Raw genomic sequence first — 24,700 nt, forward strand, 5'->3', positions numbered from 1 at the left:
CCGCGCGGCGCCCGAAAGGGCGGATCGGTGGAGGACTCGCGTCAGTCGGCCGCTGGGGAGGAGGCGATGCGGCGCACGTTCAGCACGATGATCGTGATGTTGTCGCGCCCGCCGTTCTCCAGCGCCGCCTCGAGCATGTCGACCGCGGCCTCGGTGGGGTCCTCGTGCTGCAGCAGGAAGTGCAGGATGCCGTAGTCGGTGAGTTCTTTCGTGAGACCGTCGCTGCACACCACGAACCGGTCGCCGTCCTGCACCTCGAGACGCACGTAGTCCGGCGAGACGCCGTCCGACGGCCCGACGGCGCGGGTGATCACGTTGCCGTAGGGGTGGTTCTCGGCCTCCTCGGGGCTGAGGCGCCCCGCGGAGATGAGCTCCTGGACGACCGAATGGTCGGTCGTGACCTGCGCGAGCCCGCCGTCGCGGAACAGGTACACCCGCGAGTCCCCGATGTTGAGAGTCACCCACGTCGGTTCGGGGGTGGAGGTGTCGAGGTACACGCCGGTGACCGTCGTGCCGGTCCCGTCGTCGGTGGCTTCGGGGTGGGAGGCGATGTCGGCGACGGCCCGGGCCAGCGCCTTCTCGATCGTCTTCGGCGTCACCTCGCCCTTGCCGACGACGGCGCGCAGCCGCTCGATCGTGCGGGAACTCGCGATCTCGCCGCCAATGTGGCCGCCCATACCGTCGGCCACGACGAACAGCGGATACTCGGCGAGCACGGCGTCCTGGTTCACCTCGCGGCGGCGACCGGTGTGGGTGATCGCCGACCACTGCAGTTCCAGCGCACCGTCCTGCAGCGGGACGGTGCGCGACTGGGTCGCGGCTTCGGGCACGGTCACACTCTAGTGGACGCCTCCCCCGCCCACGGCGCGACGGGCGTGCCGGGCGCCGCATCGCCCTCGTCGATGGCGGCTTCGAACTGCGCGTCGTACAGCCGGCGGTACGCGCCATGCGCGGCCAGCAGTTCGTCGTGTGCGCCTTGCTCGACGATCGCGCCGTCCTCCATCACCAGGATGAGGTCGGCGTCGCGGATCGTAGACAGCCGGTGCGCGATGACGAACGCGGTCCGGTCGGCCCGCAGCCGCGACATGGCGCGCTGGATCAGCAGCTCGGTGCGCGTGTCGACCGAGCTGGTCGCCTCGTCGAGGATGAGGATGCGGGGGTCGGCGAGGAACGCGCGCGCGATCGTCACGAGCTGACGCTCACGTTCATGACGAGCATGACGGCCGGGAACTTCAGCGCCATGAGATTGCCCGCGCGCAGCCCGGTCACCATGGCGTCCGCGCTCGCCGCCGTGAAGCGGGTGCGCTCCTCGTCTTCGCGGACGAAGGCACGGACGACGCGGATGCCGGTGAGCTGCTCCCGCATGATCTGGTTGATGCGGTCGATGCGCGCCTGCATCTTCGTGAACGCGGGCACCATCCGCACGACGATGAGCGAGACGATCACCAGCAGCACCGGCACCGAGACGGCCATCAGCCACGACAGGCCCACGTCTTGGCGCACCGCCATCACGATGCCGCCGATCGCGAGCATGGCGGCCGACACCATGACCGTCGCCGACATCTGCACGAGCATCTGCACCTGCTGTACGTCGTTGGTGTTGCGGGTGATCAGCGACGGCGCCCCGAACTGCCCGACCTCGCGCTGCGAGAACGCGACGACCCGGTAGCCTGGCCACAGCATCCACAGGGAGGACCCCATGACCGACGCGAACACCCCCACCCCGCCGCCGCTGCCGGACCGACCCGCCGCCGAGGCGGCGCGCGCCGGCGCGACCCCCGCGGGCGGCGAGGACACCGTGGGCATCGCCGGGGTCGACGACACCGGCGTCCCGCGCCTGGTCGGCGACCTCGACGACATCGGGCGCGGCTTCCTCGCCGCGCTGTTCGACCTGACCTTCACCCGGTTCATCACGCGTCGGCTGGCGAGCGTGTTCTACCTCGTGGGGCTCGTCGCCATCGGCATCTCGTTCGTCGCGGCGTTCGTCGGCGGCATCGTGTCGGGCATCGGCGCCCTGTGGTGGAACCCGGGCGGCGGCATCGCGCTGATCGTGTCGACGATCATCGTCGTCCCGGTGCTGGCGTTCCTCGCGGTCGTCGTGCTCCGCTTCGTGATCGAAGCGGGTGTCGCCCTCGTCGCGATCGCCGAGAACACCGAGCGCACGGCGGCGAACACGCGGCGCTGAGCTCACACGACGAGGTCGAGCTCGCCGTCCGCTCCGGCGCGGAGTTCCAGGCCGGTAGCGCCCGCCCAGTCCATGAGGCTCTGCGCCGTCGCGACGCGGGGCCGCGAGGCCGCCAGAGCCCGCACGAGGTCGCCCTTGGCGTGCTTGTTGAAGTGGTTGAGCGCGCGCGTCGTGCCGTCGTCGCCGCGCGTGACGACACGCAGGTACGCCGAACGGATGCCGGCGGGCACCGGCCCGAGCGCCGCGTACGCCTCCGAGCGCAGGTCGAGCACGAACGTCGGCGCCGCCGCGGCCAGGGCGTCGGTGACGGCGTCGGCCCACAGCCGGCGCAGCGGCGGCAGGCCCGGCAACGTCGTGCCGGCGGCGAGTCGGTACGCCGGGATGGCGTCGAGCGCTCCCACCGGGCCGAACGGCGCGGAGTGGATGAGGACGTGGCCGCCGAGCCACCGCCGCGCGGCTCCGTCGAGCGTCCCGGCATCCAGCGCGTCGTAGAGCACCCCCGTGTAGCGGTCGACAGCGGGGAGCGTCGGCGCCGTGCGCAGCAGGGCGTTGCCGGCGATCTCGCCGCGCTGGCGGGGTGACAGCTTCAGCACGCGCGCGGCGGCGTCCTCGTCGGCGCTCAGGGCGCCCAGCGCCTCGATCACCGCCGCGCGCTGCGGCGCGAGCTGCGGCAGCGCGAGGGAGCCGAGGTCGAGGGGGCGCGCCCGGCCCCCGGGTCGCTTGGTCTCGCTCGGCGGCAGCAAGATCAGCATCCGTGCCCTTTCATGCGAGAAACCACTCCCCGCGGGAGAAACCACGCGTGACGTGGTTTCTCGAGCGGAAAGTGGTTTCTCGGCGGGAGGTGATCAGGACTGCAGGCTGGCGTGTCCGGCGACGATGGTGAGCTCGTCGTTCTCCATCGACAGGAACCCGTCGTCGGCGCTCGCGATCACCTTGGAGCCGTCGGCCTGGGTGATGCGCACCTGGCCCTCGGCGAGGATCGCCAGCACCGGCTCGTGGCCCGACATGAAGCCGATCTCGCCCTCGACGGTCTTCGCCACGACGAGGGAGGCCTCGCCGTGCCAGACCTCCTCCTCGGCGGAGACGAGGGTGACGGTCAGAGCCATGTCAGCTGTTCTCCTTCTGGATCTTCGCCCACTTCTCCTCGACGTCGCCGATGCCGCCGACGTTGAAGAACGCCTGCTCGGCGACGTGGTCGAAGTCACCCTTGACGATCGCGTCGAACGACTCGATCGTCTCCTTGATCGGGACCGTGGAGCCCTCGACGCCGGTGAACTTCTTCGCCATGTAGGTGTTCTGCGAGAGGAACTGCTGGATACGGCGGGCGCGGGCCACGACGACCTTGTCCTCTTCGGAGAGCTCGTCGACACCGAGGATCGCGATGATCTCCTGCAGTTCCTTGTTCTTCTGCAGGATCTGCTTCACGGCGGTCGCCACGCGGTAGTGGTCGGCGCCGATGTAGCGCGGGTCGAGGATGCGGCTGGTGGATGCCAGGGGGTCGACGGCAGGATACAGACCCTTCGACGCGATCTCACGGCTGAGCTCGGTCGTCGCGTCGAGGTGCGCGAACGTCGTCGCCGGCGCGGGGTCGGTGTAGTCGTCGGCGGGCACGTAGATCGCCTGGAGCGAGGTGATGGAGTGACCGCGGGTCGAGGTGATGCGCTCCTGGAGCACACCCATCTCGTCGGCGAGGTTGGGCTGGTAACCCACCGCGGACGGCATGCGACCGAGGAGGGTCGAGACCTCGGAACCGGCCTGCGTGAAGCGGAAGATGTTGTCGATGAACAGCAGCACGTCCTGCTTCTGCACGTCGCGGAAGTACTCCGCCATCGTCAGCGCCGACAGGGCCACGCGCAGACGCGTCCCCGGCGGCTCGTCCATCTGACCGAACACGAGCGCGGTCTTGTCGAAGACGCCCGCCTCCTCCATCTCGTGGATGAGGTCGTTGCCCTCACGGGTGCGCTCGCCGACGCCGGCGAACACCGACACACCGCCGTGGTCCTGCGCGACGCGCTGGATCATCTCCTGGATGAGGACGGTCTTGCCGACGCCCGCGCCGCCGAAGAGGCCGATCTTGCCACCCTGCACGTACGGGGTGAGCAGGTCGATGACCTTGATGCCGGTCTCGAACATCTGGGTCTTCGACTCGAGCTGGTCGAAGTTCGGCGCCTGGCGGTGGATGCCCCAGCGCTCGGTGACCTCGATCGTCTCGCCCGGCTCGGCGTTCAGCACGTCACCGGTGACGTTGAACACGCGACCCTTGGTGACGTCACCGACCGGAACCGTGATGGGGCCGCCGGTGTCGCGCACCTCCTGGCCGCGGACCATGCCGTCGGTGGGCTTCAGCGAGATGGCGCGGACGAGGTCGTCGCCGAGGTGCTGGGCGACCTCGAGCGTGATCTCGGTGGACTCGTCGCCGATCGTGATCGTCGTCTTCAGCGCGTTGTAGATGTCGGGGATCGCATCGTGCGGGAACTCGATGTCGACGACCGGGCCGGTGACGCGTGCGACGCGCCCGACGACCGTCGTCTCGGCCTTTTCGGCGGTGGCGGTGGCAGTCATTGTCTGTCTCTTTCGGTGTGGTCTGGATGCCGTCGCGGCTTACTTGCCCGACGCGAGCGCGTCGGCGCCGCCGACGATCTCGGCGATCTGCTGGGTGATCTCGGCCTGACGCGCGTTGTTGCGCAGCCGGGTGTAGTCGGTGATGAGCTTGTCGGCGTTGTCGCTCGCGCTCTTCATCGCCTTCTGCGTCGCGGCGTGCTTGGCGGCCGAGGACTGCAGCAGCGCGTTGAACACGCGGCTCTGCACGTACACCGGCAGCAGCGCGTCGAGGACGACCTCGGGGCTCGGCTCGAACTCGTACAGCGGGTACACCGCGTTCGGAGCGGAAGTGGCGGCTTCCACCTCGTCGGCCTCCACGACCTCCAGCGGCAGCAGGCGCACCGTCTCGGGCTCCTGCGTCATCATGCTGACGAAGCGGTTGTAGACGAGGTGGATCTCGTCGACGCCGCCCTGCTCCTCGCCGCCGCGGTCGTAGGCGTCCAGGAGGGCGCCCGCGATCTGCTCGGCGGTGTTGAAGTGCGGGGTGTCGGTGTCGCCGGTCCACTCCCCCGCCGCCGACATGCGACGGAACTGGAAGTAGCCGACGGCCTTGCGGCCGACGAGGAAGTACTCGACCTCTTTGCCCTGCGACCGCAGCAGCTCGCCCAACTGCAGGCCCTCACGGAGGATCTGCGAGTTGAACGCGCCGGCCAGGCCCCGGTCACTGGCGAAGATGACCACCGCCGAGCGGCGGATCGTCTCGCGCTCGGTCGTGAGCGGGTGCTGGATGTTCGAGTGGGTCGCCACGGCGGAGACGGCGCGCGTCACGGCCCGCGCGAAGGGCGAGGATGCGCGCACGCGCGCCATCGCCTTCTGAATGCGCGAAGCCGCGATGAGTTCCATCGCCTTCGTGATCTTCTTGGTCGTCTGAGCAGAAGCGATCTTCTGCTTGTAGACCCGGAGTTGTGCGCCCATATCAGCCGCGGCGGCCCTTGACGATCTTCTCCTGGTTGACGTCCTCTTCGTGCGCGGCGGCGACCTCTTCGTGACCCGGCTTGTTGATGGCCTGGCCCTTGCCGCCCTGGAACTCCAGGATGAACTCGTCGGTGACCTTCTCGAGCTCTGCAGCCGTGGCGTCGTCGAAGACGTTGGTGTCGCGGAGCGTGTCGAGGATCGTCGTGTTGCGCTTGAGGTAGTCGAGCAGCTCGCGCTCGAAGCGGAGCACATCCTCGACCTCGATGGTGTCGAGCTTGCCGTTGGTGCCGGCCCAGATCGACACCACCTGCTCCTCGACCGGGTACGGGTCGTACTGCGGCTGCTTGAGCAGCTCGGTCAGACGCGCACCGCGCTCGAGCTGACGGCGCGAGGCGGCGTCGAGGTCGGAGGCGAACATCGCGAACGCCTCGAGCGAGCGGTACTGGGCGAGCTCGAGCTTGAGCGTGCCGGAGACCTTCTTGATCGACTTGACCTGGGCGTCACCGCCGACGCGCGACACCGAGATGCCCACGTCGACCGCGGGACGCTGGTTGGCGTTGAACAGGTCGGACTGCAGGAAGATCTGGCCGTCGGTGATCGAGATGACGTTCGTCGGGATATAGGCCGACACGTCGTTGGCCTTCGTCTCGATGATCGGAAGGCCCGTCATGGAGCCCGCACCGAGTTCGTCCGAGAGCTTCGCGCAGCGCTCGAGCAGACGCGAGTGCAGGTAGAAGACATCGCCGGGGTAGGCCTCGCGGCCCGGCGGGCGGCGCAGCAGCAGCGACACGGCGCGGTACGCCTCGGCCTGCTTGGACAGGTCGTCGAAGATGATCAGGACGTGCTTGCCCTCGTACATCCAGTGCTGGCCGATGGCCGAGCCGGTGTAGGGGGCGAGGTACTTGAAGCCGGCAGGGTCGGATGCCGGGGCCGCGACGATCGTCGTGTACTCCATCGCACCGGCATCCTCGAGCGCGCCCTTGACGGAGGCGATGGTGGAGCCCTTCTGACCGATGGCGACGTAGATGCAGCGCACCTGCTTGGTGACGTCGCCCGACTCCCAGTTGGCCTTCTGGTTGATGATCGTGTCGATCGCGATGGCGGTCTTGCCGGTCTGGCGGTCGCCGATGATCAGCTGACGCTGACCGCGGCCGACGGGGATCATGGCGTCGATGGCCTTGATGCCGGTCTGCATCGGCTCGTGCACACTCTTGCGCTGCATGACGCCCGGCGCCTGGAGCTCGAGCGCGCGGCGACCGGTGGTCGCGACCTCGCCGAGACCGTCGATCGGGTTGCCGAGCGGGTCGACGACGCGGCCGAGGTAGCCGTCGCCGACGGCGACGGAGAGCACCTCACCGGTGCGGGTGACCTTCTGGCCGGCGTTGATGCCCGAGAAGTCGCCGAGCACGACGACACCGATCTCGTTCTCGTCGAGGTTCAGCGCCAAGCCCTCGACGCCGTTGGCGAACCGGACGAGCTCGTTGGCCATGACGCCGGGAAGGCCCTCGACGTGCGCGATGCCGTCGGCGGCGTCGACGACGGTGCCGACCTCGGTCGCGGCAGCGGCCGACGGCTCGTACGCGGCGACGAAGTCTTTCAGCGCGTCACGGATGACGTCGGGGCTGATGGTCAGATCTGCCATGGTGTTCCTTCTTGTGGGATGTCTGTCGCCGGGCGGCCCCGGCATGTCCGCTCACCTCGAGCGGGAAGTTCTAGCCTGCGAGTCGCTGCCGCAGGTCGTTCAGGCGCGACGAGACGGTGGCATCGATGACGTCGTCACCGATCTCCACGCGCACGCCGCCGACCACCTTCGGATCCACGACGACGTTCAGCGCCACGTCGCTGCCGTAGCGCTGCGACAGACCCGAGCGCAGACGCTCGAGCTGCGCGGCATCCAGCGGCTGCGCCACGTGCACGCTCGCGACCGTGCGGCCGCGCTGGTCGGCGACCAGTCGGAGCGCCCGTGACAGCAGCGCGCGCACGCGCCGCCCCCGCGGCTGCTGGACGAGCTCGGACACGATCAGCGTCGTGGCCTCGCTCGCGCGGCCGTCGAGAATGCGGGCGACGAGCGCGCCCTTCGCGGCGGCATCGCCCAGGCGGCTGCCGAGCGCGAGCTCGAGGTCGGGGTTGTCGGCGACGACCCGGGACACCTCGAACAGCTCCTGCTCGACGTCGACACGGGGAGCGCCCAGTGCCGCGGCGCGGATCGCCAGCTCCTCGATGCCCGAGATGAGGTCGGACGTCGAGGACCAGCGCTCGGCGACGGCGGCGGTGACGAGGGAGCGGGCGGTCGGCTGCAGCGCGGCGAAGACCTGTTCGGCCACCTTCGCCCGCGCCTGCCCCGGAACGCCCCAGGCCGACAGCGCGCCGCTCAGCTGCGACGACTCGCCGAGCGTGCGCGCCGCGACGAACAGCTCCCGAGCGATGCTCAGGTCGTCGACGGTGGCCGTGTTCAGCGCCGACGTGGTCGCCGCCAGAGCCTGAGTGGTCGCGCTGCCCATTACTTGACCTTCTCGAGATCTGCGAGGAAGCGGTCGACGACGCCCTTCGCCTTGGCGTCGTCGGAGAGGGTCTCACCGATCACGCGGCCGGCGAGGTCGAGCGCCAGGGTGCCGACCTCGCTGCGCAGCGACACGAGCGCCGACTGGCGCTCCGCCTCGATCTGCGTGTGGGCGGCCGCCGTCAGGCGCGCAGCCTCAGCAGACGCGATCTCGCGCGCCTCGGTGATGATCTTCTTGCCGTCCTCACGGGCGGCATCGCGGATCTCACCGGCCTCCTTGCGGGCTTCGGCGAGCTGGGCCGTGTACTCCTCGAGCGCGGCCTCGGCCTTGCGCTGCGCCTCGTCGGCCTTGGCGATGTTGCCCTCGATGGCGGCAGCGCGCTGGTCGAGCAGGGTCTTCATCTTCGGCAGGGCAACCCGCCAGAAGACGAAGAGGATGATGACGAAGCAGACCGCCGACCAGAGAATGTCGTACGGGGCGGGCAGAAGCGGGTTGTGGCCCGCCTCTTCCGCGGCGTACGCGACAAGACTGTGCATCCTGTCTCCTTAAGAACTGGTGAGGGCGATCAGGCGCCGAAGATGAAGGCGGTCGCGATGCCGATGAAGGCGAGCGCCTCGGTGAAGGCGATACCGATCCACATCAGCACCTGCAGGCGGCCGGCCAGCTCGGGCTGACGGGCGACGCCCTCGATCGTTTTGCCGACGACGATGCCCACGCCGATGGCGGGGCCGATGGCGGCGAGGCCGTAGCCGACCGTCGCGATGGAGCCGGTGACATCGGCGAGAACCGTAGTTGCGTCCACGGGTTTTTCCTTTCGGGGGTTGGGTGGGTGAGGCGGAAGCCCCGCCCGCTCAGTGCTCTTCTGCCACCGCGAGCTGGATGTAGACCGCGGTGAGGATGGTGAAGACGTAAGCCTGGAGGACGGCCACCAGGATCTCGAACAGGGTGAAGACGAAGCCGAAGGCGAGCGAGCCCGCCGCGAGGGCCGACCACCAGCCGCCCATCGTGAACAGGAAGAACTGCGTCGCCGAGAAGAACAGCACCAGCAGCAGGTGACCGACCATCATGTTCATCAGCAGTCGCAGCGTCAGGGTGACGGGGCGGATGACGAAGGTCGAGATGAGCTCGATGGGCGTCACGATGAAGTAGATCGGCCACGGCACACCCGAGGGGAACAGCGAGTTCTTGAAGAAGTTCTTCGGGCTCTTCTTGATGCCGGCGTAGATGAACGTCACGTAGGCGACCACGGCGAGCAGCAGCGGCACGGCGATGATCGCGGTGCCGGCGATGTTCAGCCCGGGGATCACACCCGTGATGTTCATGAACAGGATCATGAAGAAGATCGTGGTGAGGATCGGCAGGAACCGCTGGCCGTCCTTCTTGCCGAGCAGGTCTTCGGCGATGTTCACGCGGACGAAGTCCAGGCCCATCTCGACGATCGACTGGAACCGGCCGGGGACGATCGTCATGCGGCGGGTGCCGAGCCAGAAGATCAGCACGACGGCGATGGTCGCGAGGAACTGGATCAGATGGATCCGGTTGATGACCAGATCGCCGATCTGGAAGACGGCCTCCGGGAAGAACTCATCGATCGAGGGTCCGTGGAACTCGCCGTCTTCGGCGGACTTGGCGATCAGGGTCGCAGCTTGGGTAAACAGCGCTGGCTCCAGCTTCGGGGCACCGGCGAGCCGGTGCGACGATGGTCGGTGTGAGCGTCACTGCGCACGCGTTGCACTGCTGGTGTGGGCGGCGCGAACGGGCGCAGAGAAAGCCTATCAGGCGCGGGGAGTGCCCGCGTCCGCATCGGGGGCGTCGGCACCGGCATCCCCCTCTTCCGGCAGGCCCTCCGGACTCTCGGACTGACGCGGCCCTCGGGCCTCGTCGATGACGTCGGCGAGCGTCGGCAGGCTCACGTCACTCGCGTGGGGCATGCGCATGCGCAGCATGACGACGACGTCGATCACGAGGGAGAGCACGACGCTGACGACGAGCGCGACGAAGAAGACGGTTGCGTTCAGCCACGGCTGCCCGCGCAGCACGATCAGCACGACGATGAAGACGACGAACTTCAGGATCCAACCGCCCATGACCGATCCGAAGAAGATCGGCACGTACAGCGGATCGCCGAACCAGCGGTTCGCGATGAGGATGGTCGCGCCGGTGAAGCCGAGGAAGACGGCGGCGAGGAGGATCGCGATGAGCGCGCTCCACAGTCCCGACCAGCCGGCGACGGCGAAGCCGATGACGGCGCCGGCGATCGCGAGGATGCCGGTGGCCACGGCCGACCAGAGCAGGGTCGTGCGCAGGACGGGTGTGCTGGAGACGGTGGGGGCGGTCATGGCGTCCTCGGTTCGGGTGCCGCGACGGGCGCGGCCGGAGTGCGGGGTGTGGGAAGCAGGGTGACGACGAGGCAGGCGGCGATGCCGAGGAGGACGTAGCCGACGCCGAACAGGTAGTCGCCGGGCCAGTCCTGTGTCGTTCCGATGTACATCAGCAGCACGCCGATGGAGACGACCGCCGTCCACGCGTAGAACACCAGCACCGCGTCGCGGTCGCTGTGGCCCATGTCGAGCATGCGGTGGTGGAGGTGCTTGCGGTCGGGTGAGAAGGGCGAAAGTCCCCGGCCCATGCGCCGGATGATCGCCATCCCGAAGTCCAGCAGCGGCAGCAGCACGATGACGACCGGCAGCAGGATCGGGATGAAGGCACCGAGCAGCTGGGAACGGCCGAACACGTCGTTGTCGCTGAGCAGGTTCGGGTCCAATCCCCCCGTGAGGACGATCGCGGAGGCCGCCATAAGCAGGCCGAGCAGCAACGCGCCGGAGTCGCCCATGAAGAGCTTGGACGGGCTCCAGTTCATCGGCAGGAATCCGAGGCACACGCCGATGAGCGCGGCGGCGAGGAACGAGGCGAGGTTGAAGTAGCTCGACTCGCCGAGGTCGCGCACGACGAGGTAGCTGTAGACGAAGAACACGACGTTCGCGATGAGGGCGACGCCGGCGACCAGGCCATCGAGCCCGTCGATGAAGTTGACGGCGTTCATGACGATGACGATCGCGAACACCGACAGCGTGAAGCTCGCCCAGCTGGAGACGACGATCTGCGCGCCCAGCGGGATGAAGAAGATCTGGATGCCCCCGAGCCCCACGACGATGCCGGCGGCGACGAACTGCGCGCCGAGCTTGATCATCCAGTCGAGGTCCCACAGATCGTCGGCGACCCCGACGATGACGATGAGAAGCGCCGCCCCCAGGATCGACCAGATCGCCTCGGGGTCGCTCCAGATGATCGAGAAGTACGAGATCTGCGACGACAGTGCGAAGGCGACCAGCACTCCGAGGAACATCGCGACCCCGCCCACGCGCGGCTTGGGCGTCGTGTGCACGTCGCGCTCGCGGATCTCCGGGTACAGCCGGTAGCGCATGCCGATCCGCCACACCACCCAGGTCAGCGCGAGCGTGGCCACCGCCGTCAGTACGACGGTCAGAACGTAGAACTTCATGGGGCGGGCACAGGGCCGTCGGGCGCGGCGTCGCCCGCCGCGGGGCCGTCGCCGGCGGGCTCGTCGCGCCGCGCGCCGTCGCCGGGCAGCGGCGCGTCGGGGTCGTCGGGCTCGAGCAGCTCGCCCAGCACGTCGCGCAGACGCTGCCGCGACACGGCGCCGTCGCGGAGCACGCGGACCGCGCGGGTTCCGCCGACGAGGCCGGTGGCGTCGACGATGGTCGAGGCGACGCCGTGCGTGGAGGGACCGCCGTCGAGGTAGACCGCGACGCTGTCGCGGAGCATCTCCCGGGCACCGTGCACGTCGATGGCCGCCGCGCGGCCGGTGAGGTTGGCGCTGGAGACCGCGAGCGGGCCGCATTCCTCCAGCATCTCCAGGGCGATCCGCTCGGCCGGCATCCGCACCGCCACCGTGCCGTTGGTGTCCCCGAGGTCCCACGACAGCGACGGCTGCGCCGGCAGCACGATCGTGAGGCCACCCGGCCAGAACTCCTCGACCAGGCGCTCCACGGGTTCCGGCACCTCCGCCACGAGCGCGCGCATCGTCGCGAGCCCCGCGACGAGCACCGGCGGCGGGGACTGCCGGCCGCGGCCCTTGGCGGCCAGAAGCGATGCGACGGCGCCGGCGCTGAACGCGTCGGCGGCGATGCCGTAGACCGTGTCGGTCGGCATGACGACCAGCTCGCCCCGCCCGATGGCCTGACGGGCCCGTCGCAGCCCCGGCAGCAGCTGCTCGGGGTCACGGCAGTCGAAGAGCTCGGACATATCCGCCCCAGTCTACGGCGTGCCCCTTCAGGGACGGATGCCGGTGGTCGCGCGGTCGCGCGTGGTGAGGTCGGGGTGCGTCGCCTTCGCGCACCAGCCGTCGGCGGCCAGCAGCTCGCGAATGGGCTCTCCCTGCCATTCGCCGTGCTCGATCACCAGGGTGCCGCCGGGACGCAGCAGCCGCAGGCCGACGCGCGAGAGGGTGCGCACGACGTCGAGGCCGTCCGCTCCCCCGTACAGGGCCGCCGGCGGGTCCCAGAAGCGCACCTCCGGGTCGCGCGGGATCGCGGCATCCGGAACGTACGGCGGATTGGAGACGAGCACCGAGACGGTGCCGTCGAGCTCGCCGAACGCCTCCGCGAGGTCGATGAAGGCGAGGCGGGCGTGGGGCGCGATGCGCGCGAAGTTCTCCTTGGCCCAGATGAAGGCATCGACGGAGTTCTCCGCCGCGTGGACCCGCGCGTGCGGCACCTCGGTCGCCATCGCCAGTGCGATCGCGCCCGAACCGGTGCCGAGGTCGACGGCGATCGGCTCGGCATCCGCCGTCGCGCGCAACGCGTCGATCGCGAGCTGGGCGACCATCTCGGTCTCGGGCCGCGGGACGAACACCCCGGGCCCGACGCGCAGCTCGAGGTGGCGGAAGGGAGCCGTGCCGGTGAGGTGCTGCAGCGGCTCACGGGCGGCGCGGCGCTCGATCAGCTCGGCGAAGACGGCGAGGTCGCCGGCATCCCGTCCGCCGTCGCCGGCCGCGTCGCCGCGGAGGGATGCCGCCGCGAGCTCTCCCCGCGACAGTCCGAACACGTGACCGGCGACCAGTTCGGCGTCGACGTCGGGCGTCGGGACGCCCGCCGCGGCGAGGGTGTCGGTGGCGGCGCGCAGCAGCGCGGACAGCGACAGCGGCCGTGGCGCGTCGGGATCGTGCTCGCAGCTCATGGGAGTCTCCAGCCTAGCCGTGAAGAATCGTCACAATCCGCACGGGAATAGCCGTGCCGCCTAGGCTGGTTCGATCTGTGGGGCGCGTCCTCGCGTGCCCGCGCGGCTGACGACCAGCCCCACCCCGACCGCACGAAAGGCAGACCATGTCCGGCATCCACTCCGACATCACGAGCGCATTCGGCAACACCCCCCTCGTCACGCTCAACCGCGTCTCGGAAGGCCTGCCCGGCACCGTGATCGCCAAGCTCGAGTACTTCAACCCCGGGTCGAGCGTGAAGGACCGCATCGGCATCGCCATCATCGACGCCGCGGAGGCCTCGGGCGAGCTGAAGCCGGGCGGCACGATCGTGGAGGGCACGAGCGGCAACACCGGCATCGCGCTGGCCCTCGTCGGTGCCGCGCGCGGCTACAAGGTCATCCTGACGATGCCCTCGTCGATGTCGATCGAGCGCCGCCAGCTGCTGAAGCGCTTCGGCGCCGAGCTCGTGCTCACCGACCCCGCCGGTGGCATGAAGGCGGCCGTCGCGAAGGCGCAGGAGATCGTCGCGGAGACCCCCGGCGCGATCCTCGCCCGTCAGTTCGAGAACGCCGCCAACCCCGAAATCCACCGCAAGACCACCGCCGAGGAGATCTGGCGCGACACCGACGGCGCCGTCGACATCTTCGTCGCCGGCATCGGCACCGGCGGCACCATCACGGGCGTCGGCCAGGTGCTGAAGCAGCGCAAGCCCGGCGTCAAGGTCGTCGCCGTCGAGCCGTCGGCGTCGCCGCTGCTGTCCACCGGCACCCCCGGACCGGCGAAAATCCAGGGCATCGGCCCCAACTTCGTCCCCCCGATCCTCGACCGCGACGTGTTCGACGAGATCGTCACCGTCGAGTTCGACGACGCGATCGCCACCGCCCGCGACCTCGCCGCGAAGGAGGGCATCTTCGCCGGCATCTCGTCCGGCGCGGCCGTCTGGGCCGCCCTGCAGGTCGCCGCTCGCGAGGAGAACGCCGGCAAGAACATCGTCGTGATCGTCCCCGACACCGGCGAGCGCTACCTGTCGACCGCGCTGTTCGACGACCTGCGCGAGGACTGATCGCGCACGTGCCCGGCATCCATCACGACATCACCACCGCCTTCGGCGAGACCCCCCTCGTGCGCCTCAACGCGCTCACGGAGGGACTCGGCGCCGAGGTGCTCGCCAAACTCGAGTTCTACAACCCGGGCTCGTCGGTCAAGGACCGCCTAGGGTACGCGCTCGTCGAGGCGGCCGAGCAGTCCGGCCAGCTGCGGCCCGGCGGGACGATCGTGGAGTCCACGAGCGGGAACACCGGGATCTCGCTCGCGCTGATCGGGGCGGCGCGGGGTTACCGCGTGGTGCTGACGATGCCGGCATCCATGTCGAAGGAGCGCCGCACGCTGCTGAAGGCGTACGGCGCCGAGCTCGTGCTGACCGATCCGTACAAGGGCATGACCGAGGCGGTCGAGGCGGCGAAGCGCATCGTGGCCGAGACGCCCGGAGCGGTCCTCGCCCGGCAATTCGAGAGCGAGGCGAACGCCGCCGTCCACCGTCGCACCACGGCGGAGGAGATCTGGCGCGACACCGACGGCCGGGTGGACTGGTTCGTCGCGGGGTCGGGCACCGGCGGCACCATCACCGGCGTCGGCCAGGTGCTCAAGGAGCGCAACCCCGACGTGAAGGTCGTGCTCGTCGAGCCGGCCGACTCCCCCGTGATCAGCGAGGGCCGCGCCGGAGGACACCGCATCCAGGGCATCGGGCCGAACTTCGTGCCCGACGTACTGGATCGGTCGGTGATCGACGAGGTCGTCACCGTCGCGTTCGACGACGCGATCTCCGTGGCGCGCGAGCTCGCGACGCGCGAGGGGATCCTCGCCGGCATGTCGGCCGGCGCGGCCGTGTGGGCGGCGCTGCAGATCGCCGCGCGAGCGGATGCCGCGGGCGCGCGCATCGTCGTCGTGGTGCCCGACTCGGGTGAGCGGTACCTGTCGACGGCGCTGTACGAGCACCTCCGCGAAGAGCCGCGCGAGGGCGCGAAGTGACCGGCCGGGCGCGCATCGGCGCGGTCGCGCGCGTGCGGGAAGACATCGCGGCGGCGAAGCTCCGCGACCCCGCGGCGCGCAGCGGACTCGAGATCGCGGTGCTCTACTCGGGCCTGCACGCCATCTGGTCGTACCGGCTCGCTCATGCCCTGTGGACGCGCGGCCTGCGCTTCCCGGCGCGCGCGCTGTCGCAGGTGACGCGATGGCTCACGGGCATCGAGATCCACCCGGGCGCCGTCATCGGCCGCCGCTTCTTCATCGACCACGGCATGGGTGTCGTCATCGGCGAAACGGCCGAGGTGGGCGACGACGTCATGCTGTACCACGGCGTCACCCTCGGCGGCCGCACGCGCGATGCCGGCAAGCGTCACCCCACTCTCGGCGACGGGGTGGCGGTGGGCGCCGGGGCGAAGATCCTCGGACCGATCACGATCGGCGCCGGGTCGGTCGTCGGCGCGAACGCCGTCGTCACCCGTGACGCCCCGGAGGACTCCGTGCTCGTGGGCGTGCCCGCGAAGCCGCGCAAGCGCGGCGCCGGCGACGACACCCGCGCCCTGCTCACCGCGCCCGAGTACTTCATCTGACCCCGCATCCGCCCGCCCCGTCTCCGGCCCGGCATCCGCCCCCGCCACCGCCGCGCCACCCACCCGGCATCCGCCCGAACGAACTGCAAGGCTTTGCGGCCGACACGCGGGCCGCAGCGGCGCTGTCACGGCGTGTCGCACGCCATCCCTTGCAGTTAGCACGTCGCGCGCGGCGCGCGGCGGCCGGCGCGGTCAGGCGCGGCGCTCGGCCAGCTTCTTCTTGATGAACAGCGGCGGCAGCAGCCAGGTCGCGAGCGCCGTGACGATCCAGACGATCACGGGCGCGAGGAACCACGCCATCGGCTCGGAGATCGTGAGCCCCGCCTGCGGGATCAGCACCACGATCACGATCGCCACGAACGTCGCGATGATCCCGATGCCGCCGAGGAACTCCGGGGCGCCATGGGCGACAGGGTAGACCAGCGCCGGCGCGCGCGTCAGTCCTGCGGCTCAGCCGTCAGTCGCCGCCCAGCGCCGCCAGGCGCGCCTCCTCGTCCGCCGCGATCGCCGACTCGACGATCGGCCCCAGCGCGCCGTCCATCACCTGATCGAGGTTGTAGGCCTTGTACCCGGTGCGGTGATCGGCGATGCGATTCTCCGGGAAGTTATACGTGCGGATGCGCTCGGAGCGGTCCATCCCGCGGATCTGCGAACGACGGGCGTCGGATGCCGCGGCATCCCGTTCTTCCTGCTGCTTGGCCAGCAGGCGGGCACGCAGCACCCGCATGCCCGCCTCGCGGTTCTGCAGCTGGCTCTTCTCGTTCTGCATCGACACGACGATCCCGGTGGGCACGTGCGTGATGCGCACGGCCGAGTCGGTCGTGTTGACCGACTGGCCGCCGGGCCCCGACGAGCGGAACACGTCGATCTTGAGGTCGTTCGCGTCGATCTGCACCTCTTCGGGCTCGTCCACTTCGGGAAAGACCAGCACGCCCGTCGTGGAGGTGTGGATGCGCCCCTGCGACTCCGTCGCCGGCACGCGCTGCACGCGGTGCACGCCGCCCTCGTACTTCAGGTGCGCCCACACGCCCTGCGCGGGGTCGGACGAGGAGCCCTTGATCGCGACCTGCACGTCCTTGTAGCCGCCGAGATCGCTCTCGGTGCGCTCCAGCAGCTCGGTCTTCCAGCCCTGCGACGCCGCGTACTGCAGGTACATCCGCAGGAGGTCGGCGGCGAACAGCGCCGACTCGGCGCCGCCCTCCCCCGCCTTGATCTCCATGATGACGTCGCGCGCGTCGTCGGGGTCGCGCGGAATCAGCAGCCGGCGCAGCTTCTCCTGCGCGGCGGCCAGCCGATCCTCGAGCGCCGGGACCTCATCGGCGAACGCGTCGTCCTCCCGGGCGAGTTCACGCGCGGCCTCCAGATCGGCGGATGCCGCGACCCAGGCGTCGTGGGCCGCCACGATGCGCGACAGCTCGGCGTAGCGCCGGTTGACGCGCTTCGCCCGGGCGGCGTCGGCGTGCACGGCCGGGTCGGAGAGCTCCTCCTGGACGGCCTTGTGCTCCGCGATCAGCCCGGCGACGGACTCGAACACGATCAGCGGATGCTGTTCTCGTGCCCGTGGCTGTGACCGCCGCCGGTCGGCGTCGGGATCGACTTCTGCATCTGCACCAGGAACTCGACGTTGGAGCTCGTCTCCTTGAGCTTGCCGAGGACGACCTCCAGGGCCTGCTGCGGGTCGAGGCCGGCGAGGGCGCGACGCAGCTTCCAGGTGATCTTGACCTCGTCGGGGCTCAGCAGCATCTCCTCGCGGCGGGTGGACGACGCGTTGACGTCGACGGCCGGGAAGATGCGCTTGTCGGCGAGCTGACGGCTCAGGCGCAGCTCGCTGTTGCCGGTGCCCTTGAACTCCTCGAAGATGACCTCGTCCATCTTGGACCCGGTCTCCACGAGCGCGGTCGCGAGGATCGTGAGCGATCCGCCGTTCTCGATGTTGCGCGCGGCGCCGAAGAAGCGCTTGGGCGGGTACAGCGCCGACGCGTCCACGCCGCCGGAGAGCACACGACCGCTCGTGGGCGCCGAGATGTTGTAGGCGCGGCCGAGGCGGGTGATCGAGTCGAGCAGCACGACGACGTCGCGACCGAGCTCCACAAGACGCTTCGCCCGCTCGATGGCGAGCTCGGCGACGGTAGTGTGGTCCTCGGCGGGACGGTCGAAGGTCGAGGCGATGACCTCGCCCTTGACGGTGCGCTGCATGTCGGTGACCTCTTCGGGACGCTCATCGACGAGCACGACCATGAGGTGGACCTCGGGGTTGTTCGTCGCGATCGCGTTCGCGATCTGCTGCAGCACGATGGTCTTGCCGGCCTTGGGCGGCGCGACGATGAGGCCGCGCTGACCCTTGCCGATCGGGGCGACGAGGTCGATGATGCGCTGGGTCAGCTTCTCGGGCGCCGTCTCCAGGCGCAGGCGCTCCTGCGGGTACAGTGGGGTGAGCTTGCCGAACTCGACGCGGTTCGCGGCGTCATCGACCGACAGGCCGTTGATCGCGTCGACCTTGACGAGCGCGTTGTACTTCTGGCGGCTGGACTGCTCACCCTCGCGCGGCTGCTTGATCGCGCCGACGACGGCGTCGCCCTTGCGCAGGTTGTACTTCTTGACCTGGCCGAGCGAGACGTAGACGTCGCTCGTGCCGGGGAGATACCCCGTCGTGCGCACGAACGCGTAGTTGTCGAGCACATCGAGGATGCCGGCGATCGGGATCAGGACGTCGTCCTCGCCGATCTCGGTCTCGAACTCGTCGCCCGTGCTGTTCTGGCCGCGACGCTTGTTGCGCTGACGGCCGCGCCCCGAGGACTGCTCGTCCTCCGGCGCGGGCGCGCTCTCCTCGGCGGGCGCGCCGGACTGTGCACCCTGCGCGTTCTGGCCGTTCTGCGCCGGCTGACTGTTCTGGCCGTTGTCGGACTTCTGACCGCGGTTGCGGCTGCGGCTGCGCGACCGGCTGCGGCTGCGGCCGGTGGACTCGCCCTCGGCGGGCGCCTCGACCCGCGCGGCGTCGCCCTCGGCGGGCGCGTCGGTCGCGGCGCTCTCGTCGGCCGTGGTGCTCGCAGCACTGTCGTCGATCGGGGTCTCCGACGCGGCGGCGGCCTCGTCGACGGTCTCGTCGCCCGCGGGGGCGGATGCTGGCGTCTCGTCCGCGGCGGCGTCGGATGCCGGCGTCTGGGCAGCGGTGTCGGCGGGGGCCTCGGCAGGCACATCGGTGCTCTTGGCGCGGCGCGGCGCACGCTTGCGCGGCGCCTTGACGGGCGCGGCGGCGGCCTCTTCGGCGACGGCCGGCGCCTCCTCCGCGGCGGGAGCCTCAGCGGGCACCTCCTCCGCGGCGGGCTCCTCAGCAGCTGCCGGCGCGGCGGCGTCAGCGGGCACCTCGACGTCGGGCGCCTCGGTCTGCACGGCGGCGGCCGCCTCAGCGGCGGGCTCCTCCACCGCAGCGGCCGCCTCAGCGGCGGGCTCCTCCTCGGCGGCGGGGGCCTCTTCGGCGGCGGGGGCCTCGGCCGGCTGGTCCTCGGCGGGCGCGGCGGCGGTGGGGGTCTCGGTCACCTCGGCGGCGGCATCCTCGCGCGCCTCATCGGTGTTCTCGGTCTGGATCTCGGAGAGGGACTCCACGAGTTCTCCTTCTGGGACATGTGGATTGGACAGGTCCGCATGAGCGCCGTCCACGACAGGCGCGACCTTTCGGTGCACGCATCTGCGTCCGTGACGGACGGCCGATACAGCGCCGGGGGTTATGCGGGGGTTCGCAGAATTGCGACGGAGGCCAGATTCACGGTCACGCCGTGGCACCCTCCGTATAGTCCCTCACTGTACCACCCTTGACGTCGACGGCCAGCATGAGCGGCTCCCACGGGGTGTCGGTGACGGTGGCGGCGAGCTCGGCCGCGGCCAGGCGCTGCCCGGGTCCGTCGGCGAGCACGAGCACGCTCGGCCCGGCGCCGGAGACGACGGCGGCGAAGCCCTGCGCGCGCAGCGCGCGCACGAGCTGATCGGTCGCCGGCATCGCCTGCGCCCGGTAGGACTGGTGCAGCTTGTCCTCCGTGGCCGCCAGCAGCAGTTCGGGGCTCTGTGTGAGCGCCGCGATCAGCAGCGCCGAGCGGGAGACGTTGAAGACGGCATCCTCTCGCGTCACCTGCAACGGCGCGAGGCCGCGCGCGACCGACGTCGACATCGTGAAGTCGGGCACGAACACCAGCGGCGAGACGCCGCGATGCACGAGGAGCTTCTTGTGCTGCGGACCGCCCTCGTCCATCCACGCGATCGTCAGGCCGCCGAACAGGGCCGGCGCGACGTTGTCGGGGTGGCCCTCCAGCTCGGTGGCCAGGCGCAGCAGGGTGTCGTCGCCGAGTTCGACGTCGCCGGCCAGCAGCCCCTTGGCCGCGAGGAGCCCCGCGACGACGGCCGCACCGGACGAGCCCATGCCGCGTCCGTGCGGAATCGTGTTGTGCGCGACGAGACGGATGCCGGGAAGCGACCGCCCGCACGCCTCGAATGCGTACGCCATCGCCCGCACGACGAGGTGCGATGCGTCGGTGGGGACATCCGCCGCACCCTCGCCGCTCACCACGATCTCGAGCCCGGGTTCGGGCAGAGCCGTGACGACGAGCTCGTCGTACACGCTCAGCGCGAGGCCCAGGGTGTCGAAGCCGGGGCCGAGGTTCGCGCTCGTGGCGGGAACCCGGACCGCGACGCTCCGCTCGCTCATGCCAGGTCGAGCACCGCGGCGACCTCGCTGGTCGACGCGTCCACGACGGTGGGGGCGATCTCGCTGCCGTCGGCGTTGCGCAGCGCCCACTGCGGGTCCTTGAGGCCGTGGCCGGTGACCGTGAGCACGACCTTCGCGCCGGCGGGAACGAGTCCCGCTTCGGCCCGGTCGAGCAGGCCCGCGACGCTGATCGCCGACGCCGGCTCGACGAAGACGCCGGCGGTCGCGGCGAGCAGCTTCTGCGCCGCGAGGATCCGGTCGTCGTCGATCGCGCCGAACCAGCCGTCGGTGGCGTCGCGCGCCTCCAGGGCCAGCTCCCACGAGGCGGGGTTGCCGATGCGGATCGCCGAGGCGACCGTCTCGGGGCTCTTGACGACCTCGCCGCGCACGAGCGGTGCCGACCCCTCCGCCTGGAAGCCGAACATGCGCGGCACCTTCGTCGCGACGCCGCGGGCGGCCTCTTCGCGGTAGCCCCGGGCGTAGGCGGTGTAGTTACCGGCGTTGCCGACCGGGATGAAGTGGAAGTCCGGCGCGTCGCCGAGCTGCGAGACGACCTCGTAGGCGGCGGTCTTCTGCCCGTCGATGCGGTCGGGGTTGACCGAGTTCACGAGGTGCACCGGGTAGTTGTCCGCGAGCTCCCGGGCGATCTCGAGGCAGTCGTCGAAGTTGCCGCGCACCTGGATGAGCCGGCCGCCGTGGATGACGGCCTGGCTGAGCTTGCCCATCGCGATCTTGCCCTCGGGGACGAGGACGGCGGCGGTGATGCCGGCGTGCGCGGCATAGGCGGCGGCGGATGCCGACGTGTTGCCCGTCGACGCGCAGATGACGGCCTTCGCGCCGTGCTCGACGGCTCGCGAGAGCGCGACGGTCATGCCGCGGTCCTTGAAGGAGCCGGTCGGGTTCATGCCCTCGAACTTGACGTAGACCTCCGCGCCGGTGCGCTGCGAGAGGGCCGCGGCGGGAATGAGCGGCGTGCCACCCTCGCCGAGCGTGACGACGGTCGAGGCGTCGGTGACGCCCAGCCGGTCGGCGAATTCGCGCAGGACTCCCTGCCAGACGTGGACCATGTCAGTCTCCTTCTACTCGCAATACCGATTCGACACGTCCGACCACGCCGCTGGCGGCGAGGCGGTCGACGGTCTCGCTGAGATCCTGCTCGAGCGCCGTGTGGGTGCCGATGACGAGCCGCGCGGTTCCGGGCTCGCCGTTCGCGTTCCGCAGCACCGTCTGCTCGACAGTCGCGATCGAGACGCGCCCGTCGCTGAGGATGCCGGCGACCGTCGCGAGCACGCCGGGGGTGTCGGTGACCTCGAGCGTGATCTGATAGCGCGTCGTGACGCGGCCGATCGGCAGCACCGGCAGGTTCGCCCGGGTGGACTCCCCCACCCCGACGCCGCCGGCGATGTGCCGGCGCGCCGCCGAGACGACGTCTCCCAGCACTGCCGAGGCGGTCTGCACGCCGCCGGCGCCGGCGCCGTAGAACATGAGGTTGCCGGCGGCCTCGGCCTGCACGAAGACGGCGTTGTTCGCGCCGTGGACGCTCGCCAGCGGGTGCTCGCGCGGGATCAGCGCGGGGTAGACGCGCACCGAGATCGCCTCGCCGGTGGGCGAGTCGACGCCCGGCCCGGTGAGGCGCTCGCACACCGCGAGCAGCTTGATGACGTAGCCGGCGTGGCGCGCGGCATCCATCATCTGCGCGTCGATCTGCGTGATGCCCTCGCGATGCACGGCGTCCAGCGGCACGGCTGTGTGGAAGGCGAGGGAGGCGAGGAGCGCGGCCTTCTGCGCGGCGTCGTATCCCTCGACGTCGGCGGTCGGATCGGCCTCGGCGTAGCCGAGCGCCTGCGCGTCGGCCAGCACGTCGGCGAAGTCGCTGCCCTCGCGGTCCATCCGGTCGAGGATGTAATTGGTCGTCCCGTTGACGATGCCCATGATCCGCTGCACGCGGTCGCCCGCGAGCGAGTCGCGCAGCGGCCGGATGATCGGGATCGCGCCGGCGGCGGCGGCCTCGTAGTACACCGAGGCACCGACCTGGTCGGCGGCGTCGAAGATCTCCGGGCCGTGCGTGGCCAGCAGCGCTTTGTTGGCGGTGACGACGTCGGCGCCGGAGTTCAGCGCGAGCAGGATGTCGGTGCGGGCCGGCTCGATGCCGCCCATGAGTTCGATGACGATGTCGGCGCCGACGATCAGCTGCTCGGAGTCGGTCGTGAACAGCTCGCGCGGCAGGTCGACGTCGCGGGGGGCGTCGGGGTTGCGCACCGCGATGCCGACGAGGTCGAGCGCGGCGCCGGCGCGGTCGGCGAGCTCATCCCCGTGCTTGCGCAGCAGCCCCGCGACCTGGGAGCCCACGGCTCCCGCACCCAGCAGAGCCACGCGCAGACGGCGGTAGTCGGTCACTCGGAGTCCTCCCATACGGTCACGTTCGACGCGGATGCCGGGGACCAGCCCGCGTCCCGCGCGAGCAGGTCGTCGACGGTCTCGCCGCGCACGATCACCCGCGCCCGGCCGCCGGAGACGGCGACGACGGGCGGGCGGGGCACGTAGTTGTAGTTGCTCGCGAGCGAGAAGCAGTATGCGCCGGTCGCGGGCACCGCCAGCAGATCTCCGGGGGTGACGTCGGCGGGCAGGTACTCCGCGTCGACGACGATGTCGCCCGACTCGCAGTGACGACCCACGACGCGAGCGAGGGCGGGCGCGGCATCCGAGGTGCGCGACGCGATGCGTGCGGAGTACTGCGCGCCGTACAGCGCGGGGCGGGCGTTGTCGCTCATGCCCCCGTCGACGCTGACGTACAGCCGCTCGAGGGCGTCGCTGACCCGGACGGGCTTGACGGTGCCGACCTCGTACAGGGTGACGCCGGCGCGGCCGACGATGGCGCGCCCCGGCTCGAAGGCGAGGTTCGGCAGGGGGATGCCGCGGACCTCGCACTCGCGCGCGACGGCGTCGACGATGCCGTCGGCCAGCTGCGCGATCGGGGTCGGGGTGTCGACCGACGTGTAGGCGATGCCGAATCCGCCGCCGAGATTCAGCACCGGGATCTCGCCGCCGGCGAGAAGCTGCGCGTGCAGTTCGACGACGCGCGCGGCGGACTCCTCGAAGCCGCGCGTGCCGAAGATCTGCGAGCCGATGTGGCAGTGCAGGCCGGCGAAGCTCAGGCCCGGCAGCTCCCGGATGCGCGCGACGATCGCGGGCGCGTCCTCGAGGGCGAAGCCGAACTTCTGATCCTCGTGGGCGGTCGCGAGGAAGTCGTGCGTCTCGGCGTGGACGCCGCTGTTGACGCGCACGAGCACGCTCTGCGGCGCGCCGTCGGCGCGGGGCATGCGCTCGACGATCGCGGCGAGGCGCTCCAGCTCGATCGGCGAGTCGATCACGATCGACCCGACGCCGACCTCGACCGCGCGCTCGAGCTCGCGGGTGGACTTGTTGTTGCCGTGCACGCCGATGCGGGCGGGGTCCGCGCCACCGGCGAGCGCCACGGCGAGCTCTCCCCCCGTCGCGACGTCGACGGCCAGGCCCTCGGCACTCACCCAACGCACGACCTCGGTCGACAGGAACGCCTTGCCGGCGTAGTAGACGCGCGCCTGCACACCGTGCCGCGCCGTCGCCGCGGTGAACGCCTCGCGCACCTCGCGGGCGCGGGCGCGCACGGCATCCTCGTCGAGCACATACAGGGGCGTGCCGAACTGCTCCCGCAGATCGCTGACCGCCACGCCCGCGAGCCGGAGCTCACCGTGCTCGTCGCGCTGCGCGGACGCCGGCCAGACCTCGTCGACGAGGGCGTTCACGTCCTCCGGAGAGGAGAGCCACTCCGGCACGAGCGGGCGGTCGGATGCGGCGGACACGGGGACAACCAATCGGGTGGGAAGCTGGTCGCCGGCGGTCACGTCACGCTCGGCGGTCCTGGACGGCGGTCCTTGAAGTCTAGGGCACCGGCTCATGCGGCTCCGCGCATGTGTCGACGGGCTCGCG

Annotated in this window: 26 protein-coding genes and 2 pseudogenes; 5 read left to right on the forward strand and 23 right to left on the reverse strand. The window is 70.6% G+C overall.

Annotated elements, in window-relative coordinates; all coding sequences use genetic code 11:
* Positions 1-41: 41 nt before the first annotated feature.
* From JOD60_RS14380 to JOD60_RS14390, 3 genes and pseudogenes are all read right to left on the reverse strand, one after another.
* Positions 42-830, reverse strand: coding sequence for a PP2C family protein-serine/threonine phosphatase (locus JOD60_RS14380; RefSeq protein WP_076691312.1), 789 nt, complete (start codon positions 828-830; stop codon positions 42-44).
* Between the two features lie 2 nt (positions 831-832).
* Positions 833-1,201: pseudogene (locus JOD60_RS14385) on the reverse strand (ABC transporter ATP-binding protein); the annotation flags it as partial.
* A pseudogene (locus JOD60_RS14390) lies at positions 1,198-1,665 on the reverse strand (ABC transporter transmembrane domain-containing protein); the annotation flags it as partial. The pseudogenes JOD60_RS14385 and JOD60_RS14390, both read right to left, overlap by 4 nt.
* 34 nt (positions 1,666-1,699) lie before the next feature.
* Here JOD60_RS14390 and JOD60_RS14395 point away from each other — a divergent pair.
* Positions 1,700-2,185 (forward strand): DUF4282 domain-containing protein, encoded by a 486-nt coding sequence (locus JOD60_RS14395; protein WP_076691313.1) that lies wholly within the window; start codon positions 1,700-1,702, stop codon positions 2,183-2,185.
* Positions 2,186-2,187: 2 nt separating this feature from the next.
* Here JOD60_RS14395 and JOD60_RS14400 read toward each other — a convergent pair whose 3' ends face one another.
* From JOD60_RS14400 to atpB, 9 genes are all read right to left on the reverse strand, one after another.
* Positions 2,188-2,937, reverse strand: coding sequence for a YaaA family protein (locus tag JOD60_RS14400; RefSeq protein ID WP_076691314.1), 750 nt, complete (start codon positions 2,935-2,937; stop codon positions 2,188-2,190).
* 93 nt (positions 2,938-3,030) lie between these two features.
* Entirely contained in the window at positions 3,031-3,291 is a 261-nt protein-coding gene (locus tag JOD60_RS14405) for a F0F1 ATP synthase subunit epsilon (RefSeq protein ID WP_076691315.1), read from the reverse strand.
* A gap of 1 nt (position 3,292) precedes the next feature.
* A complete protein-coding gene (gene atpD, locus JOD60_RS14410; protein WP_076691316.1) occupies positions 3,293-4,747 on the reverse strand; it encodes a F0F1 ATP synthase subunit beta in 1,455 nt (484 codons plus the stop codon).
* 39 nt (positions 4,748-4,786) lie between these two features.
* On the reverse strand, positions 4,787-5,701 hold the full coding sequence (locus JOD60_RS14415; RefSeq protein WP_076691317.1) for a F0F1 ATP synthase subunit gamma: 915 nt from the start codon (positions 5,699-5,701) through the stop codon (positions 4,787-4,789).
* A gap of 1 nt (position 5,702) precedes the next feature.
* Positions 5,703-7,343, reverse strand: a complete 1,641-nt coding sequence (atpA, locus tag JOD60_RS14420) for a F0F1 ATP synthase subunit alpha (RefSeq protein WP_076691318.1) — start codon at positions 7,341-7,343, stop codon at positions 5,703-5,705.
* Positions 7,344-7,413: 70 nt separating this feature from the next.
* Entirely contained in the window at positions 7,414-8,202 is a 789-nt protein-coding gene (locus JOD60_RS14425) for a F0F1 ATP synthase subunit delta (RefSeq protein ID WP_076691319.1), read from the reverse strand.
* Entirely contained in the window at positions 8,202-8,738 is a 537-nt protein-coding gene (locus tag JOD60_RS14430) for a F0F1 ATP synthase subunit B (RefSeq protein WP_076691320.1), read from the reverse strand. Before JOD60_RS14430 ends, JOD60_RS14425 begins: the two co-directional genes overlap by 1 nt.
* Positions 8,739-8,767: 29 nt before the next feature.
* Positions 8,768-9,004 carry an ATP synthase F0 subunit C gene (atpE, locus tag JOD60_RS14435; RefSeq protein ID WP_076691321.1) on the reverse strand — a complete coding sequence of 79 codons (237 nt, stop codon included), beginning with the start codon at positions 9,002-9,004 and terminating at the stop codon, positions 8,768-8,770.
* 49 nt (positions 9,005-9,053) lie between these two features.
* Positions 9,054-9,794 carry a F0F1 ATP synthase subunit A gene (gene atpB / locus JOD60_RS14440; protein ID WP_076691322.1) on the reverse strand — a complete coding sequence of 247 codons (741 nt, stop codon included), beginning with the start codon at positions 9,792-9,794 and terminating at the stop codon, positions 9,054-9,056.
* On the opposite strand from atpB, the gene JOD60_RS16825 reads away from it, so the two are divergent.
* Positions 9,732-9,914, forward strand: a complete 183-nt coding sequence (locus JOD60_RS16825; protein WP_076691323.1) for a hypothetical protein — start codon at positions 9,732-9,734, stop codon at positions 9,912-9,914. The genes atpB and JOD60_RS16825 overlap by 63 nt on opposite strands.
* A 63-nt stretch (positions 9,915-9,977) precedes the next feature.
* Here the strand turns inward: JOD60_RS16825 and JOD60_RS14445 are convergent, their stop codons facing one another.
* From JOD60_RS14445 to prmC, 4 genes are read right to left on the reverse strand one after another with little or no spacing between them, the layout of a single operon-like run.
* On the reverse strand, positions 9,978-10,541 hold the full coding sequence (locus tag JOD60_RS14445) for a Cg1360 family ATP-synthase-associated protein (RefSeq protein ID WP_076691324.1): 564 nt from the start codon (positions 10,539-10,541) through the stop codon (positions 9,978-9,980).
* The gene (locus JOD60_RS14450) at positions 10,538-11,704 is read right to left on the reverse strand and encodes an MraY family glycosyltransferase (protein ID WP_076691325.1); all 1,167 of its coding nucleotides are present in this window, start codon (positions 11,702-11,704) and stop codon (positions 10,538-10,540) included. The genes JOD60_RS14445 and JOD60_RS14450 overlap by 4 nt, the downstream gene beginning before the upstream one ends.
* Positions 11,701-12,468 carry an L-threonylcarbamoyladenylate synthase gene (locus JOD60_RS14455; protein WP_076691326.1) on the reverse strand — a complete coding sequence of 256 codons (768 nt, stop codon included), beginning with the start codon at positions 12,466-12,468 and terminating at the stop codon, positions 11,701-11,703. Before JOD60_RS14455 ends, JOD60_RS14450 begins: the two co-directional genes overlap by 4 nt.
* A 27-nt stretch (positions 12,469-12,495) precedes the next feature.
* Positions 12,496-13,401 (reverse strand): peptide chain release factor N(5)-glutamine methyltransferase, encoded by a 906-nt coding sequence (prmC, locus tag JOD60_RS14460; RefSeq protein ID WP_076691327.1) that lies wholly within the window; start codon positions 13,399-13,401, stop codon positions 12,496-12,498.
* Positions 13,402-13,547: 146 nt separating this feature from the next.
* Here prmC and cysK (JOD60_RS14465) point away from each other — a divergent pair, with 146 nt between their 5' ends.
* From cysK (JOD60_RS14465) to epsC, 3 genes are read left to right on the forward strand one after another with little or no spacing between them, the layout of a single operon-like run.
* Entirely contained in the window at positions 13,548-14,486 is a 939-nt protein-coding gene (gene cysK, locus JOD60_RS14465) for a cysteine synthase A (RefSeq protein ID WP_076691328.1), read from the forward strand.
* Positions 14,487-14,494: 8 nt separating this feature from the next.
* Positions 14,495-15,451 (forward strand): cysteine synthase A, encoded by a 957-nt coding sequence (gene cysK / locus JOD60_RS14470; RefSeq protein WP_076691329.1) that lies wholly within the window; start codon positions 14,495-14,497, stop codon positions 15,449-15,451.
* Positions 15,448-16,035, forward strand: a complete 588-nt coding sequence (epsC, locus tag JOD60_RS14475) for a serine O-acetyltransferase EpsC (RefSeq protein WP_076691330.1) — start codon at positions 15,448-15,450, stop codon at positions 16,033-16,035. The genes cysK (JOD60_RS14470) and epsC overlap by 4 nt, the downstream gene beginning before the upstream one ends.
* Before the next feature lie 192 nt (positions 16,036-16,227).
* Here epsC and JOD60_RS14480 read toward each other — a convergent pair whose 3' ends face one another.
* The 7 genes from JOD60_RS14480 to lysA form a co-directional block, all read right to left on the reverse strand.
* Positions 16,228-16,392 carry a hypothetical protein gene (locus JOD60_RS14480; protein ID WP_198159057.1) on the reverse strand — a complete coding sequence of 55 codons (165 nt, stop codon included), beginning with the start codon at positions 16,390-16,392 and terminating at the stop codon, positions 16,228-16,230.
* A 100-nt stretch (positions 16,393-16,492) separates the two neighbouring features.
* A complete protein-coding gene (prfA, locus tag JOD60_RS14485; RefSeq protein ID WP_076691331.1) occupies positions 16,493-17,569 on the reverse strand; it encodes a peptide chain release factor 1 in 1,077 nt (358 codons plus the stop codon).
* Positions 17,570-17,571: 2 nt separating this feature from the next.
* Positions 17,572-19,638, reverse strand: a complete 2,067-nt coding sequence (rho, locus tag JOD60_RS14490; protein ID WP_076691332.1) for a transcription termination factor Rho — start codon at positions 19,636-19,638, stop codon at positions 17,572-17,574.
* Between the two features lie 163 nt (positions 19,639-19,801).
* Entirely contained in the window at positions 19,802-20,731 is a 930-nt protein-coding gene (gene thrB / locus JOD60_RS14495; protein ID WP_076691333.1) for a homoserine kinase, read from the reverse strand.
* Entirely contained in the window at positions 20,728-21,798 is a 1,071-nt protein-coding gene (gene thrC / locus JOD60_RS14500) for a threonine synthase (RefSeq protein ID WP_076691334.1), read from the reverse strand. The genes thrB and thrC overlap by 4 nt, the downstream gene beginning before the upstream one ends.
* A gap of 1 nt (position 21,799) precedes the next feature.
* Positions 21,800-23,128 carry a homoserine dehydrogenase gene (locus tag JOD60_RS14505; protein ID WP_076691335.1) on the reverse strand — a complete coding sequence of 443 codons (1,329 nt, stop codon included), beginning with the start codon at positions 23,126-23,128 and terminating at the stop codon, positions 21,800-21,802.
* A complete protein-coding gene (gene lysA / locus JOD60_RS14510; protein WP_076692238.1) occupies positions 23,125-24,573 on the reverse strand; it encodes a diaminopimelate decarboxylase in 1,449 nt (482 codons plus the stop codon). Before lysA ends, JOD60_RS14505 begins: the two co-directional genes overlap by 4 nt.
* Between the last annotated feature and the right edge of the window lie 127 nt (positions 24,574-24,700).

The organism is Microbacterium aurum (genome assembly GCF_016907815.1).
Lineage (GTDB): Bacteria > Actinomycetota > Actinomycetes > Actinomycetales > Microbacteriaceae > Microbacterium > Microbacterium aurum.